The sequence below is a fragment of the Thermoflexus sp. genome (assembly GCF_025055495.1).
Taxonomy (GTDB): domain Bacteria; phylum Chloroflexota; class Anaerolineae; order Thermoflexales; family Thermoflexaceae; genus Thermoflexus.
The window spans coordinates 1-20,263 of record NZ_JANWXB010000129.1; the positions used below are offsets into that span (position 1 = coordinate 1).

Below are 20,263 nucleotides of genomic sequence, written 5' to 3' on the forward strand. Positions count from 1 at the left end.
GGATTGCGATTAGCCGGTGTGCCGAAGTATCAGTAGTGCAGGAATCCACGTCGCAGTGAGGAGACCCGTTTTAGGGGATTGCGATATGTAGTACTCCACACCCCCGCATGAGTACTTCGATGAATAAAGTCGCAGTGAGGAGACCCGTTTTAGGGGATTGCGACCAGGTCCAGCACCTCTTCGGGGCTGGAGATGGGGTGAGGGTCGCAGTGAGGAGACCCGTTTTAGGGGATTGCGATTCCCGATGCAACCCCTGACGCCTGAATCCTCGTGAGCCGTGTCGCAGTGAGGAGACCCGTTTTAGGGGATTGCGATGAGTTGTTGTAAAGTTCACGAATCTTAACCGCGTCCTCCTCGTCGCAGTGAGGAGACCCGTTTTAGGGGATTGCGATGCGCCCTGCGAGGGCGCTGAAACGCGGCGGCGGCGCGGCGGGGTCGCAGTGAGGAGACCCGTGTTAGGGGATTGCGGTGCGGTAGTGCGGTAGGGGTCATCCGCAGATGACCCCTACGTTTGTGCGCGTTGCAGTGAGGAGAACCGTTTCAGGGGATTGCCAATCGACGCGAGGAGATGGGCTCTGAAACAAAAAAGCCCCGGCACCCTCTTGGGCCGAGGCCCCTTCCTTATTGCGTGGACTCCGCCCCCAGCTCTCTTCGCCGAGCGCCTCCCTATCCGTCGGGCCCCACGATCATCCGCACTGCCATCGACCGCTCGACTCCCCGCCACATCAGCAGGACCTCCTCGCGCGGGCCCCCTCGGGCCCGCACGGCCCGCCGCTCCTTGACCCGCGCCACCCCCGCCCGGATCAGCGCCTCCGGCTCCACCGGGATCATCGCCGTTGCAATCCGCGCCCCCTGCGCGGAGAAGGTCCCCGCTAAGGCGATCGCCAGCGCCGGACGCTCCTCCTCATACGCCCGCCAGAACCCCGAATCCCGCCCGATCCAGCACCGCACGTCCGGCGTCTCCAAGGTCCGCCGCTTCCAGTCCACCAGCCCCACCATGTCCGGGAACCCGGCGGCCAGATACCCCGCCAGCTGCCGCTCGTCGACCAGCTCCGGCAGCGAGCGGTCGGGCCCGCCGTCCTCCTCCATAAAGAGCAGCCGCATCCGAGCCCGTAGATCCGGCAGGTAGACGTTCGCCGCCTCGTCCAGCACCCGGTCAGCGAACCCCAGCGCCCGCGCCTCTTCGGCCGCCGCCGAGGGGCTCTCCGCAAAGCGCTGCATGTAACGCACCAGCGCGCCGAGGGCGGCGTTCAGGTCTCCCTGGCGGTTCGGCGGGGGGCCATGGCCTGGCAGGCGCCACGGGCGGCCCACCGCCAGCAGGGAGACGGCGGCGATCAGGCTGTCGAAGAGCGGAGAGCGGCCGTCGAGCCCGCCCCCCTCCCCGGCCTCCCAGGCCGTCAGCAGGGGGACCGCCAGGCGGGCCGGCAGGCCCAGCTCCAGGATCTGGTAGCCCCGCGGCGTGATCCGCCCCCGCGCATCCAGCGCCTCCAGCCGCCGAAGCACCCGCGTCGCCTCCTCTACCGCCTCCCGGGAGGGAGGATCGGGCAACGGAAGATCCCGCACTGTCAGCCCCAGGGCCGCCCCCACCAGCACGATCCGCTCCGGCGAGGTGCGCAGGGTCTCGGGCGGCCGGGTCTCCTCCGGGAGCTCCTCCATCCGGAAGCACCGGACGCAGATCCCCGGCGCCGTCCGCCCGGCCCGCCCCGCCCGCTGGGCCGCTTCCGCCCGCGAGATCGGGACCACCGGCAGCCGCACGAACCCCCGCGTGTCCGACTCGCTCCGGCGCACCAGCCCCAGGTCCAGCACCAGCCCGGCGTTCATGGTCAGGGAGACCCCGGCCAGCTCCGTGCTGACGAACACCCGGGTCTCCCGACGGTCGGCGGCCCGCTCCACCACCGCCTCCTGTTCGCTCACCGCCATCGCCCCGTAGAGGGGGATCACCTCGTTGCGGAACGTTGACCGCAGGGCCTCCACCGTGGCCTCGATCTCCCGGACACCCGGCATGAAGATCAGGGCGTGGAGCGGGATCCCCAGATGGGCGATGTGGATCTGGTCCCCCCGCACCTCTACTTCCGTCCCCTGGAATTTGAGATGCCGGTAGCGACGGAGGGCCTTCAGGACCACCTGGGCAGGCTGGTCGGCCCGGAGGGAGAAGCGGACCGGCCACTCCAGGATCCGGATGGGATACTGGGGGGCGGGGAGCTCGATCTCGACGACCTCGTAGCCGAACCGCCGCGCCAAGCGGGCGATCCGTTCCTCCACCTGTTCCATCGTAGCCGACATCACGGCGAAGGATCGCCCCTCTTTCAGGATCAGGGCGAAGGCGAGATCGCCCTCCATCTGGCGGAGGTGGATCTCGTCCACGATGGGGAAGATCCCGGAGAGGCCCTGGCTCAGGATATACTGGATCAGGATGCCGGTGGTGACGTAGGCCACGTGCACGTCCAGCATCCCGTAGGGCAGGGAGTGGCTCCCCCGCACCGCGTATCCTACGCGCCCCCGCAGGACGATCTCCCGTCCCCCCGCGAAGGCATACACGTCCGGATGAAGGTCCGGCGGCAGCGCGTAGACCCCGTCCCGGGTCCGGTGGTGGACATACCAGGCCAGGGAGATCGCGGCGGCCCGCGTGGGAACCGCCACCATCGCGGGCTGATCGGCCCACGCCGATAGCAGGAAGGGCACCACGGTGGATTTCCCGGAGCCTGGGGGGCCCTTAACCAGATACATGGTGGGTCGGGAAGAGGACGGACGACGCTCCATTTGCCTCCTTACGGGAAGGGAACTGGCCCCTGGGCCTTGACGCGCCGCAGGCCCGCCTCCGAACCGCTGCGCCCGAGGCCGGGCACGCAAGGGCCCGTTCCTAAGACGGGCACTGAGGTGCCCTACCACGAACAGACGGGCACTGACGTGCCCTACTACGAACAAACCAGCACTGATGGGCCCTGCTACGAACAAATGGAGGGGAAAGGCGATGCCCCGCCCGATGGCGGGCGCCTTCCCAGGCGCCGAGGCCTCGGGCCCGCGATGCGCTCGGATGGATTTTACCCCGCTCGGTTCGGGAGCGTGAGGGCCCTTCACCCCTCTCCCCTTCGGGCGGGAGGATGGCGAACCGTCAGCCTTGCCCCCGGTTCGACGATCCGGGGGAAGGGGTCATCGCCGTCAGCCAGGCCCGGAAAGCCCGCCAGGTCCCGGCGTCGACTTTGTGGCCGCCCGGATATTCCAGGCAGGTCGTCTCGGCCCCCAGGGCCTGCAGCCGCTGGCACAGCCGTCGGGACTGCTCCACGGGGACCAGGGGGTCCCGCAGGCCATGGGCGATGAAGGCCCGTCGGCCCGCAAGGGAAGCCGGTGCCTCCAGGTCCGGCAGGGGGAGGAAGAACCCGCTGAACACCGCCAGGGCGGCGATCCGTTCTGGGGCGCGCAGGGCGAGCGCCGCGGCCATCGCCCCGCCCTGGCTGAACCCCACGGCCATCCATCGATGCGGATCGATAGGATGACGCCCGGCGAGCTCGTCGAGAAGGCGGAGCAGCTGGCCCAGGCTTTCCCGCGCTGCCTCCAGGTCGGGCGTCCCATCCCCGTGCAGGGGGAACCAGGCGTAGCCGCCCCCGGGCAGAGGGAAGGGACCCCGCGGGCGGATGAGCCACCATCCCGGCGGGAAGGCGGTTTCGAAGACCGCCATCGAGCGCTCATCCCCGCTCCAGCCGTGCAGCAGCAGGGCGGCAGGGGCCTTCCCCTGGGAAGGCCCCCCATCAGGAGGTCGGATGTGGTGGATCAGGGACATGGGCGCGAGCTCCATGTAGTTGTTCGTAGTAGGGCACGAAGCGCAGCGAAGGGCCCGTTTATGCTGGGCGCGGGTGAAGCGATGCCCTCGCTATGGGTTTTGGGAAAAGGACGGGCACTGACGTGCCCTACTACGAACAGGTTGCGAACGGGGGAGTTGCGGAACCGAAGCCTGTAAGGCCCCAAGCGCCACCCCCAAGACCCCCAAATGAAAATACACAAAGCAAAAGGCCTTTGCCGGCGCGCCGGCCTGCTCCCGATGGCCTTGCGCGCCGGCAAAGGCCGGTGAATCGAGGAAAAGGCGCCCGGAGGGTGGGGCCGGGCGATCGCCCATCGGCAGGCCCTCATGCCGCTCGGGCCTGGGCTGGCTCCTCCACCCGTTCGAAGACCAGCCGGCCGTCCCGCAGGTCCACGCGGATGAAATCGCCCTCCCGGAACCGCCCCTGCAGGATCTCCATCGCCAGCGGGTCGATCAGCTCGCGCTGGATCGCCCGCTTCAGCGGCCGGGCGCCGTAAACCGGATCGTAGCCCACTGTGGCCAGATACCGCCGGGCCTCCGCGGTGACCTCCAGCCCCATCCGCCGTTCGGCGAGCATCGCCCCCAGCCGCCGGAGCTGGATGTCCACGATCTGGAGCAGATGCTCCATCGTGAGCGGGTGGAAGATCACGATCTCATCGATCCGGTTCAGGAACTCGGGCCGGAAGTGCTGGTCCAGGGCGCTGAGGACCAGCTGGCGCATCTTCCCTTCGTCACGCCCGGCCAGCTCCTTGATCCACTGGCTGCCGATGTTGCTGGTCATAATCAGGATCGCGTTCTTGAAGTCCACGGTGCGCCCTTTGCCGTCGGTCAGCCGGCCCTCGTCGAAGACCTGGAGCAGCACGTTGAAGACCTCGGGATGGGCCTTCTCGATCTCATCGAAGAGCACGACGGTGTAGGGACGGCGCCGCACGGCCTCGGTGAGCTGGCCGCCCTCCTCATAGCCCACGTAGCCCGGCGGGGCGCCGATCAGCCGGCTGACGGTGTGCTTCTCCTGGTATTCGGTCATGTCGATGCGGACCATCGCCCGCTCGTCGTCGAAGAGGACCTCCGCCAGGGCCTTGGCCAGCTCGGTCTTGCCCACGCCCGTCGGGCCCAGGAAGAGGAACACCCCGATGGGCCGGTTCGGGTCCTTCAGGCCGGCCCGGGCCCGGCGCACGGCGTTGGCGACCGCCCGCACGGCCTCCTCCTGGCCCACCACCCGCTCGTGCAGCCGCTCCTCCAGGCGCAGCAGCTTCCCCATCTCGCCTTCCATCAGGCGGACCACCGGGATGCCCGTCCAGGCGGCCACCACCCGGGCGATGTCCTCGGCGTCCACCTCTTCCTTGAGCAGGCGCTTGCCGCGGCTGAGGGCGTTGAGCTCCTCTTCCGATGCCCGCAGCTGTCGCTCCAGGTCCGGCAGGACGCCGTAGCGCAGGCGGGCGGCCTCCTCGTAGTCCAGCCGGCGCTCCGCCATCTCGATCTGGTGCTGGGTCTGCTGGATCCGCTCCTTCAGCTCCCGCACCTTCTGGATGACGGCCTTCTCCCGCTCCCACTGGATGCGCAGCGCGTCCGCCCGCTCCCGCAGCCCGGCGATCTCCCGCTCGATGGCCGCCAGGCGCTCCCGGCTGGCCTCGTCGCGCTCCTTCTTCAGGGCCTCCCGCTCGATCTCCAGCTGCAGGATCCGGCGGTCCAGCTCGTCGAGCTCCGTCGGCTTGGAATCCATCTCCATCCGCAGCCGGGCCGCCGCCTCGTCGATCAGGTCGATGGCCTTGTCCGGCAGCCGGCGGTCCGGGATATAGCGGTGGCTCAGGGTGGCGGCGGCGATCACCGCGGCGTCGGTGATGCGCACGCCGTGGTGCACCTCATAGCGCTCCTTGAGCCCGCGCAGGATGCTGATGGTCTCCTCCACCGAGGGCTCGTCGACGTAGACGGGCTGGAAGCGGCGCTCCAGGGCCGGATCCTTCTCGATATACTGGCGGTATTCGTCGAGGGTGGTGGCGCCGACGCAGCGCAGCTCGCCGCGGGCCAGCATCGGCTTGAGGATGTTGGCCGCATCCATCGGCGCCCCTTCCGCCCGGCCGGCCCCCACCACCGTGTGGATCTCGTCGATGAACAGGATGATCTCGCCCTGGGCCTCGGCGATCTCCTTCAGGACCGCCTTCAGGCGCTCCTCGAACTCGCCCCGGTATTTGGCCCCCGCCACCAGGGCGCCCAGATCCAGCTGCACCACCCGCTTGTTCTTCAGGCCCTCCGGGACGTCGCCGCGGACGATGCGCTGGGCCAGGCCCTCGACGATGGCGGTCTTGCCCACACCGGCGTCGCCCACCAGCACCGGGTTGTTCTTGGTCCGACGGGAGAGGATCTGGATCACCCGGCGGATCTCCTCATCGCGCCCGATGACCGGGTCCAGCTTCCCCTGCCGGGCCAGCGCCGTCAGGTCCCGCCCGTATTTCTCTAAGGCCTGGTAGGTGGCCTCCGGTGTGGGCGAGGTCACCCGGTGGGCGCCGCGCACCGCCACGAGGGCCCGCATCAAGGCGTCCCGCGTCAGCCCCCGCCGCCGCAGGGCTGCGCCCGCCGTCCCGTCGGCCCGATCGGCCATCGCCAGGAGCAGATGCTCCGTGCTGACGTAGTCATCCCGCATCGCCTGGGCCTCCCGCTCCGCCTGGCGGAGGGTTTCCGCCGCCGAGCGGGAAAGGCCCACCTCGCCGGCGCCGTAGACCTTCGGGCGGCCGGCCAAATAGCGCTCCAGCTCCTCGATCATCTCCTGCGGGTCGGCCCCGGCCCGGCGCACCACCTGCGGCACCACCCCGTCCGACTGGCGCAATAGCGAAAGCAGCAGGTGCTCGTTCTCGATGGCCGGGTGCCGGTATTCCTCGGCCAGCCGCTGGGCCTCCAGCAGGGCCTCCTGAGCCTTCTCCGTATACCGATTCAGGTTCATCCTCTCCACCTCCGAAAAGGGCTCGGAGAGGGCTCGGCCACAGACCCGGGACGGGGGGCGACCGGGCCACCCCCCACCCCGGATCCACGGCGGCGCGCCTCTCCGCCATCGCCCACATTACGATAAAGCCGTCAGAGGCAAATTAGAGCTCAGTTAACTTTGTATTAGCGGTGAGACCGTCCGATGGGGGATGATCGGACCATCGCGTCGCTGTGCCCCTACCATCCCGGCCGTGATCTCCGTCACCAGCCGTGGTGTGAAGGTTTTCACTATTATGAGCACCGGGGAAGGCTTTAAGATGAAGGTGGGAATCTGAACCAGGAGGGCCTGGATGATCCCGCATATCCCCGGCGACGAGTTCGTGATCGAGCGGAGGGTTCGCACCCGTCTGTTGCCGGTTTTCCCCGCGGAACGCCCCCCTGAAATCCGCCGGTCGGATTTTGAAGAAGTGTCGATCGGATACGATGAGACCACCGCCCCTCTGGAAGCCGCCCGCTGTATTCACTGTCCGGATCCGGCCCCCTGCATCCAGGCGTGCCCGTTCCACAACGACATCCCCACGGCCCTCTGGCTGATCGAACAGGGGGATTTCCTGCGGGCCGCCCAGGTGTTCCGCCAAACTTCTTTTCTCTCTGAGATCTGTGGAAGGGTCTGCCCGCCCCAGACCTGCCGGGGATCGTGCACTCTTTCCGCCTACGGCAAGCCCATCCACATCACCAAACTGGAGGCGTTTGTCGCGGACTTCCAGCGTCGCTACGGTGCCCTGGAGATCCACCGCGCGCCGCCGACCGGCCGGCGGGCGGCGGTAGTGGGCTCCGGCCCGGCCGGGCTGACGGTCGCGGAGTTCCTGGCCCGTCAGGGCCACTCGGTGACGGTGTTCGAGGCGATGCCCCGGCCGGGCGGCCTGTTGCGCTACGGCATCCCGGCGTTCAAGCTGCCCCGCGCGGTGGTCGATCAGAAGATCGCCGATCTCGAGCGGCTGGGGGTCCGGTTCGTCACCGGCGTCCGGATCGGGCGGGATCTCACCTTAGACGATCTGTTCGCCCAAGGGTATCAGGCGGTCTTCCTGGGGATCGGGGCCTGGCGGCCGGTGGAGCCGGACTGGGAGGGGGCGAACCTGGACGGGGTCTATATGGCGCTGGATTTCCTGATGCGGGCGAACGTTCCTCCGGAGGATCTCCCACCCGAGGGGCGGGAACCCCCGCGGGTCGGCCGCCGGGTGGCGATCATCGGCGGCGGCGATACGGCGATGGACTGTGCCCGCACCGCGCTCCGCCTGGGCGCGGAGGAGGTGACCATCTACTACCGGCGCAGCGAAGCGGAGATGCCCGGGAACCGGGAGGAGCGCAAGAAGGCCCGAGAGGAAGGCGTCCGCTTCGAGTTCTTGGTGGCCCCCGTTCGCTTCATCGGCGAAGGCGGCCGCTTGACGGCGATCGAATTCATCCGGATGACCCTGGGGGAGCCGGACGAGAGCGGCCGTCGACGCCCGGTGCCGATCCCGGGTTCGGAGTTCACGGTGCCGGTGGACGCCGCGGTCCTGGCCCTGGGCTTCCGGGGGGATCCCATCATCGCCCGCACCACCAAGGGCCTGGAGGTTTCGCGGGCGGGCCTCATCCGGGTGGATGAAGAAGGGCGCACCTCCCGGCCCGGTGTGTTCGCGGCCGGCGACGGCGTCACCGGGCCGGATCTGGTAGCGACCGCCTCGGCGGCGGCGATGCGGACGGCCCGAGTGATGCATGCCTACCTGATGGAGCAACCGCCGGTGGAGACCCTGGAGACCTCTCCGCTGGCGGAGCCTGTGCTCGCTTAGCCTGCCGGTCGCGCCGGGCTGGCGGGGGGACGGCCGGGCCTGGAAGCGAGGGGTGGAGGCGGATGGCTCACGCCATCGGCTTCCACCCCTTTTTGCTTTTATTTGGAGCGGGGGCGCAGCGTCATCAACGCCGGGCGTGTTGGGTTCGGTGGCGGATGGAATCGGGAGCGCGTTCGAATCGGATGCTGGGACTCCGGCCCCGGATATCGTGACGTGGACGGGCGCGTTGTGAGGCGAGGGGCACATTCCCGAAGCGTGGTCCAGAGGGGCGGGCGACCGCATGCGCTGGTTTCTCCCGTGATACAATCTATCCGGAAAAGCGGGCCTGTCTGGCGACGGCTTGCGGAGCCCTTCTCCAGCGCCGGAGGTGAGCATGGAAATCACCCTGACGATCAACGGCGAACCGCACCGGTTTTCCATCGCCCCATCCACGCGCCTGCTGGATCTGCTGCGTCGAGCAGGATATTACGGCGTGAAGCACGGATGCGACGACGGCTCCTGCGGCATGTGCACGGTCCTCTTAGATGGCACCCCCATCCTCTCCTGCGTCACCCTGGCGGCGAAGGTGGCCGGGCGTTCCATCCTCACCATCGAGGGCGTGGGACGGACGCCGGAGCTGGGCTGGCGGCGGACGGAAGGTCTGCATCCGGTCCAGGAGGCCTTCATCGAGACCGGCGCGATCCAGTGCGGCTTCTGCACCCCCGCGATGGTGCTGGCGGCGAAGGCCCTCTTGGATCGCAACCCCAATCCCACCGAGGCGGAGGTCCGGGAAGCGTTCGGCGGGATCCTCTGCCGATGCACCGGCTACCGGAAGCCGGTGCAGGCGGTGCTGCGGGCGGCGGCGCGGATGCGCGGCGAGCCGGTCCCCTCGGTGGAGGAAGAAGCCCGGCGGATGATCATCCCGCCGGAAGCCCCCCTCTCCCTGGGCGAGGTGTTCCCCGCCGGGGAGATCGTTCCTCCGGAACCCGGCGGGGGGGCGGGCCTCCAGACCCGGACGGTCGTCTTTCCCACGATGGTGTTGCCCCAGCCGGTCCCGGAGACTCGCGTGGTCGGGAAGCCGGAGAAGAAAGTGGATGCCCTGCGCCTGGTCCAGGGGAAGCCGGCCTTCGCCGACGACTTCGAAGTCCGCGGCATGCTCTACGCCAAGGTGCTCAAAAGCCCGGTCCCCCACGCCCGCATCCGGCGGATCGATGCCCGCCGCGCGCGGGAGCTGCCCGGAGTGGTGGCGGTGCTGACCTACCCGGACATCCCCCGGGTGGTTTACTCCACAGCGGGGCAATCGGATCCCATCCCCGGGCCGCTGGACACCTTCTCCCTGGATTCGAAAGTCCGCTTCGTCGGCGACCGCGTCGCCTTCGTGGCGGCGGAGACGCCGGAGATCGCGGAGAAGGCGCTGGAGTTGATCGAAGTGGAGTATGAGGAATTGCCCGCCATCCTAGACCCCCGCGAGGCGATGAAGCCCGGGGCGCCGATCATCCACGACGAGCCGGAGTATGTGCCCTTCGACGGATCGGATCCCTCGCGGAACTTGGCCGCCCAGATCCATATCGAGATCGGAGAGGTGGACAAGGGTTTCGAGGAGGCGGATTACATCTTCGAGGGCGAATATGTGGTGCCGAAGGTCCAGCAATCCAGCCTGGAAACCCACGTGGTGATCACTTACTGGGATGAGGACGATCGTCTGGTGATCCGCACCTCCACCCAGGTCCCCTTCCACGTGCGGCGGATCCTGGCCCCGGTGCTGGGCCTTCCCCCGAAGCGGATCCGGGTGATCAAGCCGCGGATCGGAGGCGGCTTCGGCGGCAAGCAGGAGGTCCTGATCGAGGACATCGCCGCCCATCTCACCATCGCCACAGGGCGGCCGGTGCGGCTGGAGTGGACGCGGGAGGAGGAGTTCACCGCGGCCCGTTCCCGCCACCCCATGCGCATCCGGCTGCGCACCGGCGTGAAGCGGGATGGCACCATCGTGGCGAACGAGATGTATGTGCTCTCGGACACGGGCGCTTACGGCTGCCACGCCCTGACGGTGGCCGGCAACACCGGCCACAAGGCGATGGCCCTTTACCCGGCGTGGGACGAACGGGGCGAGCCCCGGATCCGGTTCCACGCGGACGTGGTCTACACCAACACGCCGCCTTCTGGGGCCTTCCGCGGCTACGGGGTACCTCAGGGGTTCTTCGCCGTGGAAGTTCACATGGAGCGGATCGCCCGGGCGCTGGGGCTGGATCCGCTGGAGTTCCGGTTGAAGAACGCGCTGAAAGCAGGGCAGGAGCATCCCTTCAGCCGGGCCTGGAGCGAGGGCCGGGAGCCACGCCCCGAGATCGTGCACACCTGCGGGCTGCCGGAGTGCGTGCGATACGGCGCGGCCTATGTGGGATGGCACGAGAAGTTCGGGAACCCGGATTGGCACCAGGTGCCGGGGAAGCCCCATCTGCGTCGGGGGATCGGGGTGGCCTGCGTGATGCAGGGGACGGCCATCCCTTATCTGGACATGGGGGCGGCCAGCCTCAAGATGAACGACGACGGCTCCTTTAACCTGCTGATCGGCGCCACCGACCTGGGCACGGGTTCGGATACCGTCATCGCCCAGATGGTGGCGGAGGTCCTGGGCTGCCCGGTGGAGGACATCATCGTCTACTCCTCCGATACAGACTTCACCCCCTTCGACAAGGGGGCCTACGCCTCTTCCACGACGTATCTCTCCGGCGCCGCGGCGGTGAGGGCGGCCGAGCAGGTGGCCGAGCAGATCAAGGAGGTGGCAGCGGCGTTGCTCCGCGAGCGCGGGGCCTCCGTCTCCCCTGCGGAGCTGCGGCTGGCCGACCGTCGGGTCTGGGCGCCGGACGGTCGGAGCGTGACCCTGGAGGAGGTGGCCCTCGCCTCGCTGCATCACCGGGACCAGCGGCAGATCATGGCGGTGGCCTCCTACGTCTCGCCGGTCTCCCCGCCGCCCTTCGCGGCCCAGTTCGCCGAGGTCACAGTGGATGTCGAAACGGGGGAGGTGCGGGTGGACCGGTTGGTGATGGCGGTGGATGCCGGGCGCATCGTCAATCCGCTCACGGCCTCCGGGCAGGTGGAAGGAGGGATGGTCCAGGCGCTGGGCTATGCCGTCTCCGAGGAGATGGTCTTCGATGAGCGGGGGCGGGTGGTCAACCCACGCTTCGGCCCCTACAAGATCTTCCAGGCCCACGAGACGCCGGAGCTGGGGGTGATCTTTGTGGAGACCATCGAGCCGTCTCATCCCTTCGGCATCAAAGCGGTGGCGGAGATCCCGATGGACGGCGTGGCCCCGGCGGTGGTCAACGCGATCTACGACGCGGTGGGGGTCTGGATCACCCAGATCCCGGCGACCCCGGAACGGGTCTGGCGGGCGCTCCGGGAGGCCTCGGCCCGTTCTTAGCGCCTGGGCGCCCCAGGGGCGATCGCTTGGCCGAGCCAGTGCCGGCTCGCCCTACCGGCCCGGGGCCTTCCTCAAACAACCCAATGCGAAGGAGGTGAGGGGCCATGCGTGATGATGCTCTGACGGGTCCGGAGGCGACGGCGGGGGCTTCCTCTTATGTGGTCACCCGGGTGTTGCTCCTGATGTCGGATACCGGTGGTGGCCACCGCAGCGTCTCGGAGGCCCTCGCCGAGGGCCTGCGGGCTCTCTATGGTCCGGCGGTGGAGCCCCGCATCGTGGATGCCTTCATCCAGTATGCGCCCTTCCCGCTCAATCGGTCGCCCGCCCTGTATCCTTACATGGTGAAGCCGGCGATCGTGCCCTTCTATGCCCGGGCCTGGCATTTCGCCAACCATCCCCGCCGGGCGCGGCAGCTGGCCTACCTCTTCTGGCCATGGGTGCGGGATCGGATCGCCAAGCTCTTCACCGAGAACCCGGCCGATGTCATCGTCTCCGTCCATCCCCTGTTCAACGACGTCACCCTGCGATACTGGATGCAGGCTCCCCGCCGGGTCCCCTTCGTCATCGTGATCTGCGACATCGGCAACATCCATGCCCTCTGGTGCGCGAACGCGGATCTGGTCATCGCGCCCCATGAAGGGGCTCGGCGTCGCACCATCGCCTGTGGGGTTCCACCGGAACGGGTGGTGGTGACGGGTTTCCCGATCCGGCTGCGGTTCCGGGAGGTGCGGAACAGGCCGAAAACCTTCTGGCGGGAGCAGTTGGGCTGGCGGCCGGATCTCCCCACTGTGCTGGTGATGGGCGGCGGGGAGGGGATGGGGAAGGTCTTCGAGAACGCCCGGGCAGTGGCGGAATCCGGCCTCCCCGTGCAGATGGCGGTGGTAGCGGGCCGGAACGAGCGGCTGCGCCGCCGTCTGGCGGCGGTGGATTGGCCCATCCCGACGTATGTCTACGGCTTTGTGCGGAACATCCCGGAGATGATGGCGGCGGCGGATCTTCTGATCACCAAGGCGGGCCCCAACACCATCGCCGAGGCTCTGGCCGTCGGCCGGCCAATGATCCTCACCCACTACCTGCCCGGCCAGGAGGAGGGCAACGTGGACTACGTGGTGAACGGGGGCGCGGGGGTCTACGCTCCGGAGCCCGAGCAGGTGAAGGAGGCCCTGCGGGAATGGCTGACCCGCCCGGGGTTGCTGGAAGCCCTCTCCCAGCGTGCGACGGCCATGGGGTATCCGGACGCGGCGTTGGACGCCGCCCGCTGGATCTGGGAGATCGCCCATTCCAAGCGCCCGGGCTCGAAAGGGGCTTAGTGTCTGTCTGGAAATCGGGCGGGGAGGGGCCGCCTGGGAATTCGGTCGGTTGCCGATTCATGGACGGCCCCGTCGCCCCCACGCTCGGCCTCGCCGGAGGGCTCATCTCCATGACCGGGGCGAGGCCTCGCTCCTGGACACCTCGGGGATTCCCGGGAGGCGGATCGGTTTCCCATTCCGATGAGTTCAGGGAGGATCCCTTTCAGTGTGCAGAACGGATTAGATCGAGCGCTGTCGAACGTCCGGGGGATGGGACGTGGGTGCGGTTTTGCTTCTGACCGGCCGGCCGGGCGTGGGCAAGACCACCCTGATCCGCCGGGTGGCGGAGGCCCTGGGGGATCGGGCGGGCGGGTTTTTCACCGAGGAAATCCGGGGGCCCCAGGGTCGGCTCGGCTTCCGCCTGGTGACCCTGGACGGTCGGGCGGCGATCTTCGCCCACGTGGATTGGATCGACCGCACACCTCATCGGGTCGGGCGATATGGGGTGGACATCACCGTGCTGGATGATCTGGGGGTGGCGGCGATCCGGGAGGCTGTAGATCACCGGGAGGTCGTGCTGGTGGACGAGATCGGGAAGATGGAATTGTTCAGCGCAGCGTTCCGCGAGGCCCTGGAAGCGGTGGCGGCCAGCCCCCGCCCCATGATCGCCACCATCACCCGGAGCCCGCACCCCTGGGCCGACGCCTTCAAGCGTCGTCCCGGCCTGGAGCTTTGGGAGCTGACGCCCGCGAATCGCGAGGCCCTCCTGGGCCGTGTATTGCGATGGATTCAGGCGACGCTTCCGCGGTCCCGCGGCTGAGTTCCTTCTGAGGGGTTTTGTGGGGGGCATCGCCGCGATACGCTCATCCGTCAGTATTTAAGCGCGAACGTCATGCGCAACTTCAGGCGACAGGTTCGATCCAGGCGCCTTCGGGAGCGAAGCAGGCTAGGTCTTTCTCCAGGGCCCCTGGGGCCCTGGAGAGGGGGAAAATCCGTGGCGGGCCGATGCCCCGTTGCGGATTTCAGGTTCTCACGACCGGAGGGCTTCCTCGAGGATGTCCATCCCTCGGCGCACGAGCTCAAGATCCGCCTGAGCTCCCATATGGCCGATGCGGAACACTTTCCCAGCCAGCGGCCCCAGGCTTCCCCCCACCACCATCCCACGCGCCCGCAGGCGGCGGTCCAGTTCAGGCCACGATAGATGCTCCGGCACGCGGGCTGCCGTGACCGTGGGGGAGGACCATTCCTCCCGTCGGGGGAAGAGCTGCAGGCCCATGGCCTTCAGCCGCTCCCGACAGTAAGCCGCCGCCTCGGCATGCCGGCGGAAGACGTTCTCCAGGCCCTCCGTCCGCACCCGCCGACAGGCCACATTCAAGGCCGCTAAGGCATGCCAGGAAGGCGTATAAGGGAACCACCGATCTTCCAGGGCCGTCCGAAAGGGTCCCAGCGCGTCATATCCCGCGTATCCGACTTCGCGGACGATTTCCCAGGCCCGCTCGCTCACCGTGACGATCCCCAGATCCGGGAGCGCCGAGAGGCATTTCTGGGTTCCCACCAGGCACAGGTCGATCCGCCACTCATCGACTCGGAGGGGAACTCCTGCCGCGCTGGAGACAGCGTCCACATAGAAGAGGGGGACCTCGTAGCGGGCGACCAGGGACCCCACCTCGGCCACGGGGTTCAGGGTGCCGGAGGGGGTTTCGCAGTGAACCATGGTGACCATTTTCGGGCGGACGCGGCGGATGGCCTCCTCGACCCGCTCGGGGTCCGCGGCTTCGTCATAGTCAAACCGGACCACCTCGACCTCCGCCCCCAGGCCGCGGGCCATGTCGGCGATGCCGTCGCCGAACACCCCCGTGGCCACCGCCACCACCCGGTCCCCGGGGCGCAGCGTGCTTTTCAAGGCGCCCCAGAGGACCACCATCGCCTCCCCGGTCATAATCACCACGGAGTTGCGCGTCCCCAGGATGGCGCGGAGCAGATCCTGGGTCTCCGCATATAGCTCATAGTATTCCGGCTCGAGATCCGCGGATCCGTAATCCTCCTGGTAGGCGGCGCGGATCTCGGCCGGAACCGTCGTTGGGCCCGGGACCAGTGGAATGGCGTAGGTGCGCATGGGGGACCTCCGTGGGGGAGAATATTTTTGGGCTGGGGCGCCACCGAAGGCGGCGCCCCAGCCCCGAAACCCCTCCGAAGAGCTCGGATCTCGGATTGGGAATAAGGTGAAAACAAAACGCCGCAGCCGGAGGGCTGCGGCGTGATGGGCGAGGAGGGACTCGAACCCCCGACCTCACGGATGTGAGCCGTGCGCTCTGACCACCTGAGCTACTCGCCCTTCATTGCAAATTATAGCAATATCCTGGCTTTCAGGCAACCACCTTCTGGATCAGCGCGATGAGCGCCCGCGTGGCGTGGAGGAGTTCCGAGATCGAGATGTGCTCCTCCGGCGTGTGGGCGAGGGCCAGCGTGCCTGGCCCGAAGACGACCGCCTGGGCCCCGTATCGGGCGAAGGGCTCCGCATCCGTCCAGCTGGGCATCCCGCTCAGGCGGACCGGAAGACCTGCTTCGGTCAAGATGGTCGCGAGGGTCTGAACCAAGGGAGCCTCCGCCGGGGTCTCAAAGGGCGCGGAGAGATCGATCACCTGCCAGACTGCCGCATGGCGGGTCAACGTCGCTTCGATTTCCCCTACGAACGTCTCCCGGGGGATGCCCGGCAGCCATCGGATGTCCAGATGGAGCTCGCAACGATCCGGGATCACCAGCGCCCGTTCGCCGCCGCGGATGAACAGCGGGGTCACGGCGCCGCGGCCGATCAACGGATGCTGGGCCCGGATGGAGGGAAGGGATTCCAGTTCGCGCAGCAGCTCCATTGCCCCCTGGATGGCGTTCCGACCCCTTTCCACCACCGAGCCGTGGGCCGAACGGCCGCGGATCTCCAGCGCGAGCTCCATAGTCCCCGCTTCCGCAATGCCGATGCTTAAGTCGGTGGGCTCGATGGCCAGCACCGCCTCCGGCCGGCAGGCCCGGGCCAGGGCTTCCGCCCCACGCCCCATGTTTTCCTCGTCGACCGTGAGGGCGATGCTGACCGGGGAGCGCATGAGGCGATCGGGACCGATAACATCCAGGGCGACCATCAGGGCGGCTAGACCACCCTTTACATCTACACTGCCTAGCCCATATATCCGGTCTTCTTGCTCGACAGCGACATAAGGCTGAGGATGAGCCAGCGGCGGCACTGTATCTACGTGCGCGGTGATCAGGAGCTGGGGGCGCGGCTGAGGGTGGACAAGCAGATTCGGCCACGGGTAGCCGGGAACCGGGAAACGAGCGGCCGGGAAGCCGCGGACCTGAAGCCAATCCTCCAGGAACGCGATCAAGGATCCCTCTTCCCCATTCGGCGAGGGGATTTCGATCAATTGAACCAGCGTGGCGCGAAGGAAGTCTTTCAGATTCTCCATCGCTTTCGATCTGATGGTTTTGCCCCCGATCAGGTTGGCGGCAACAAGCGCAGGCCCAACCGTTCCATCTCCTGGACGACCTCCGGCCCCAGCCGGGCCTCCATCCGAAGAAGAGCATTGGCGATGTGCTCCGATGGAGCGAGCAACAATGCATATCGCACGGCTCGGCGAATCCAATCCCCGAAATGGCGAACCAGATCCTGTTCGGACTGCGGGGCTTTCTCCCAGGCCAGCAGTTCAGGCTCGAACTGGCGGACGAATTCCCGGGCCGTCTCAGGCCCTCCGAAGTAGAGACATATGAACGAAAGAACCCGAAAAACCCCATGCGAATAAATCATTGCTAATTGAGCGGTGGAAGGGACAATCGGCGCTCCCCGAATCGTCTGCGTCAATATCTGTTCTACCTGATGGATGTCCAGGGCGGATAGATGGTTGCGGTCTTCCCACTCTGCGATAGTCCAGTAAGTCTCAGATAGATCCGTCCCGGCTATCGCCTGCACAGCATACTGCTTTCCGGAATGGGAGAAGGAGTAAGCGGAGCTGCGGCCGCGGGCGCGAGCTTCGCGGAGCATTCGGAATCCTGCCCCAGGTTCTAGGTTGAGAATAGAGTCTACGAACTCTCCCACGATCGCTCCCGGCTCACGAAGGCCCATTGAAGCCGCTATCCGGGGATCAGCGAAGAAAACCCGACCGGTTTCATCGGAGAGCAGCACCCAGACTTCCGGAACATAGCGTGTGGGGATGCTGGAAACCATCTCCTCAACCTGCGTGGTCGGGAAAGGCGCCCTTTCGCGTAAATACAGCCCGCTCGCAATTAGAAGATACCCAAGCAAGTAGGCAAGATCGTGGACGGTGAGCAGAGGATCTATCGATCCATCGGCAAGATAATAGCTAGATGGCTCAGGGGAAATGGGGAACATAATAAGGAAGCTATCAATCCAGAGTCCCGCTGTGATCAGCAACCATGGGCGCGTGAGCCATCCGCCCAGGATGGCCAGGATCCAGGCTGTCGCGCCCGTCAGCGTTGCTATCTGCAGGGCGGAATACACGATCATTAGTGGGATTCTCAGCCCGTTCTCCGCAGAGCCCTGAAAGACGGGAAGATAGGCAAAGATCAGATCCAGGAGCCCATAGAGGGCTATCGAGGCCGCTAAGATCCCCCTCTGAATTCCCCTCAGGGCAGCGCGAAGAGAGTGGAGCTGGCTGGCAAAGAAGGCTACCAGCATCCCGCTGGCGATTACATACAGGATTTGATCGATGAGTGCTGCTCCCGCCCTCAGCAGATCGTTGTCAGAGGAGTAAACGATCAACCAAATCGCCTCGTTGAGCGCCCATAGAGCCAGGGTAACCACGAGAAAGGCTGATGTCCGGCGGGCCGGATGGTCCGGAGCTAAGGCGCGATAACCTCGAAGGGCCAGGATGACTGCTAAGAAGGAGAGCAAAGCAGGATACACAAAGTGCACGACGTATCTTGCAGCAGGGGTTCGGATAGCGAAGACCCACAAGGCGGCGCTACCAAGAACGCCACTGGTGAACAGGAACACATTTCGAATCTCCGGTTCCATCCAGGGTTTCCGGGAACCCAAGGGGAGCCTCCTCTCAGAGATCGCAAAGGCGCATCCTTGTGAGCGAGGCTCTGAGGCAGATCTTGTCAGCGGCCGGGATGGAATTGCCTGAATGATAAACGCCCGATTTCCCCAAAGATTTAAGCGCTTCCCCTTGGCTCTCTACGGCGCTCTCAGCCCTAAAGCGGCTGATACGATTGCACAGGCTTCGCCTATATGGCTCTCAACGTTTTGATGTAGATTATATCACCTTTCACCCTGTCCATCTAAGTTCGGTAGCTTCCGTTGATGCTCACGTAATCATGGGAAAGATCGCACGTCCATACCCAATTCTCTCCTTCTCCCAGACCGAGGTCGATAAGCACCCGAAAGGAGGGCGCCTGGAAGATGCGGCGGGCTTCTTCCTCGAAGTAAAAGGCGGGAGAGCCCCGATCGAAAAGCAGCAGGGGAGGCTCGTTCTCCCGCTGGATCCAGAGGGAGACCGCATCGGAATCGAACGTCACGCCGGCGGACCCAGCGGCCGCTAAGATCCGTCCCCAGTTCGGATCCTCGCCATAGAACGCCGTCTTCACCAGCGGCGAGCGGGCGATGTGGCGGGCGATCCATCGGGCCTCCTCCGGCGTGCGCGCGCCCCGCACCCGGATCTCCACCAGCTTGGTGGCCCCTTCTCCATCCTGGACAATGGCCTTCGCCAGCTCTATGCAGAGATCCGTCAGGGCCTCCTGAAAGAGCGGCATCGAGCGCTCGTCCACCCGTGCTCCTGACGCTCCGTTGGCCAGGATCATCACCGTGTCATTGGTGCTCTGATCCCCATCGACGCTGATCCGATGGAAGCTGGCGTCCACCGCGGCTCGGAGAAGCGCCTCCAGGTGATCCGGGTCGATCTCCGCGTCGGTGGTGATCAGGGCCAGCATGGTCGCCATGTGCGGGTGGATCATCCCGGCCCCCTTGGCCATTCCACCGATGGTCACTGGAACCCCATGGAGGGTGAGGCGGCGGACCCCCATCTTGGGGCGGGTGTCTGTGGTCATGATGGCGCGGGCCGCCGCTTCGCCTCCCTCTTCGGAGAGGGCGGGGACAGCGCGCATCAGACCGGCGCGGATTTTGTCGACCGGCAGAGGGACGCCGATCACTCCGGTGGACATCACCAGGATGGTATCCGGGGGGAAACCTAAAAGAAAGCCGGCGAGCTCGGTCACGCTGTAGACATCCGAGAGCCCTTTAGGGCCTGTGCAGGCGTTGGCGTTTCCGGAGTTGATCACCACCGCCCGGAAGCCAGCGCGTCGACGGGCCAGCAGCACCTGATCGTAACGAACCGGCGCGGCCTTGATCTGGTTGGTGGTGAAGACCCCAGCAGCCGTGCAGGGACGGGCGCTGGCGACCAGCGCCAGATCCAGCGCCCCGCTATTTTTGATCCCGCAGGCAACGCCGGCGGCTCGAAATCCTTGAGGCGCTGTGACACTCATGGATTTCCCTCCATAAAGGATCCGTGAACTCTGTTGCCTCTTCTCCTCCCCTCCGCAGGAGAAGTCCGGTTTCGGAGGGGTAGGGCCGCCAGGTGGCCCCGCCTACCCGAAAACCATATGCATTTGCAATTGGGTGAGGGGCCTCGGCGTGCTCGCCGAGGCGCTGATCCGATTTGGGAAGTGCGGATCTTTTGCGTAACCGTTATCCTCTTCCTTCGGTTCATTTTATGAGTTAACTTTTTCAGACCCTCCGTGGCCGTCCCCATAAGGAGAACACTGCCCTCCGCTGGTTCGTTGGAGAAGAAGCCTATGATCGGTTGTCGGGGTTAGAACAATCTTGCCACGTTAGCCGGATTCGTGGAGAATTATCTTATAGACCGATAGCTTCGCCATCAATCCCTTCGGAAGGCTGTTCAAGGCCTGTGCCATCGCGCAATCTTTCAACTCGCCTGCGGGTTTTGAGGCTGGGGCGGCGGCGAAGGCCGCGCCCCAGCCCCCAAAAAAGGATTTTAGTTATAAAAAACCACAGTTACTGGCCCAGGGG

General features: G+C 66.5%; 11 protein-coding genes, 1 tRNA gene and 1 CRISPR repeat array. Of the genes, 4 read left to right on the top strand and 8 right to left on the bottom strand.

The genetic code is table 11. The features are described from left to right. Positions 1-49 precede the first annotated feature (49 nt). A CRISPR array of direct repeats spans positions 50-554; the repeat unit is 35 nt; unit sequence GTCGCAGTGAGGAGACCCGTTTTAGGGGATTGCGA. Between the two features lie 112 nt (positions 555-666). From NZM16_RS04290 to clpB, 3 genes are all read right to left on the bottom strand, one after another. After that, positions 667-2,760 (bottom strand): helicase-related protein, encoded by a 2,094-nt coding sequence (locus NZM16_RS04290; protein WP_295451812.1) that lies wholly within the window; start codon positions 2,758-2,760, stop codon positions 667-669. Between the two features lie 352 nt (positions 2,761-3,112). Next, complete coding sequence (locus tag NZM16_RS04295; RefSeq protein WP_295478829.1) at positions 3,113-3,778, bottom strand: alpha/beta fold hydrolase; 666 nt, start codon at positions 3,776-3,778, stop codon at positions 3,113-3,115. Between the two features lie 343 nt (positions 3,779-4,121). After that, positions 4,122-6,734, bottom strand: coding sequence for an ATP-dependent chaperone ClpB (clpB, locus tag NZM16_RS04300; protein WP_295478832.1), 2,613 nt, complete (start codon positions 6,732-6,734; stop codon positions 4,122-4,124). 331 nt (positions 6,735-7,065) lie between these two features. Between clpB and NZM16_RS04305 the strand changes: the two genes are divergently transcribed. From NZM16_RS04305 to NZM16_RS04320, 4 genes are all read left to right on the top strand, one after another. After that, positions 7,066-8,544, top strand: coding sequence for an NAD(P)-dependent oxidoreductase (locus tag NZM16_RS04305; RefSeq protein WP_295478835.1), 1,479 nt, complete (start codon positions 7,066-7,068; stop codon positions 8,542-8,544). A 373-nt stretch (positions 8,545-8,917) separates the two neighbouring features. Beyond that, positions 8,918-11,941, top strand: a complete 3,024-nt coding sequence (locus NZM16_RS04310) for a molybdopterin cofactor-binding domain-containing protein (protein WP_295478837.1) — start codon at positions 8,918-8,920, stop codon at positions 11,939-11,941. Between the two features lie 104 nt (positions 11,942-12,045). After that, positions 12,046-13,251, top strand: a complete 1,206-nt coding sequence (locus NZM16_RS04315; RefSeq protein ID WP_295451824.1) for a glycosyltransferase — start codon at positions 12,046-12,048, stop codon at positions 13,249-13,251. A 256-nt stretch (positions 13,252-13,507) separates the two neighbouring features. Further along, positions 13,508-14,050 carry an NTPase gene (locus NZM16_RS04320; protein WP_295451826.1) on the top strand — a complete coding sequence of 181 codons (543 nt, stop codon included), beginning with the start codon at positions 13,508-13,510 and terminating at the stop codon, positions 14,048-14,050. 210 nt (positions 14,051-14,260) lie between these two features. Here NZM16_RS04320 and NZM16_RS04325 read toward each other — a convergent pair whose 3' ends face one another. From NZM16_RS04325 to argJ, 5 genes are all read right to left on the bottom strand, one after another. Beyond that, a complete protein-coding gene (locus NZM16_RS04325; RefSeq protein ID WP_295451829.1) occupies positions 14,261-15,346 on the bottom strand; it encodes an alanine--glyoxylate aminotransferase family protein in 1,086 nt (361 codons plus the stop codon). Between the two features lie 145 nt (positions 15,347-15,491). Further along, positions 15,492-15,565 (bottom strand) — tRNA-Val (locus tag NZM16_RS04330). 31 nt (positions 15,566-15,596) lie between these two features. Further along, on the bottom strand, positions 15,597-16,688 hold the full coding sequence (locus tag NZM16_RS04335; RefSeq protein WP_295451832.1) for a M20/M25/M40 family metallo-hydrolase: 1,092 nt from the start codon (positions 16,686-16,688) through the stop codon (positions 15,597-15,599). 29 nt (positions 16,689-16,717) lie between these two features. Further along, positions 16,718-18,253: a hypothetical protein gene (locus NZM16_RS04340; RefSeq protein WP_295478840.1), complete on the bottom strand. Its 1,536-nt coding sequence runs from the start codon at positions 18,251-18,253 to the stop codon at positions 16,718-16,720. Positions 18,254-18,519: 266 nt separating this feature from the next. After that, a complete protein-coding gene (gene argJ, locus NZM16_RS04345; RefSeq protein WP_295451836.1) occupies positions 18,520-19,719 on the bottom strand; it encodes a bifunctional glutamate N-acetyltransferase/amino-acid acetyltransferase ArgJ in 1,200 nt (399 codons plus the stop codon). Between the last annotated feature and the right edge of the window lie 544 nt (positions 19,720-20,263).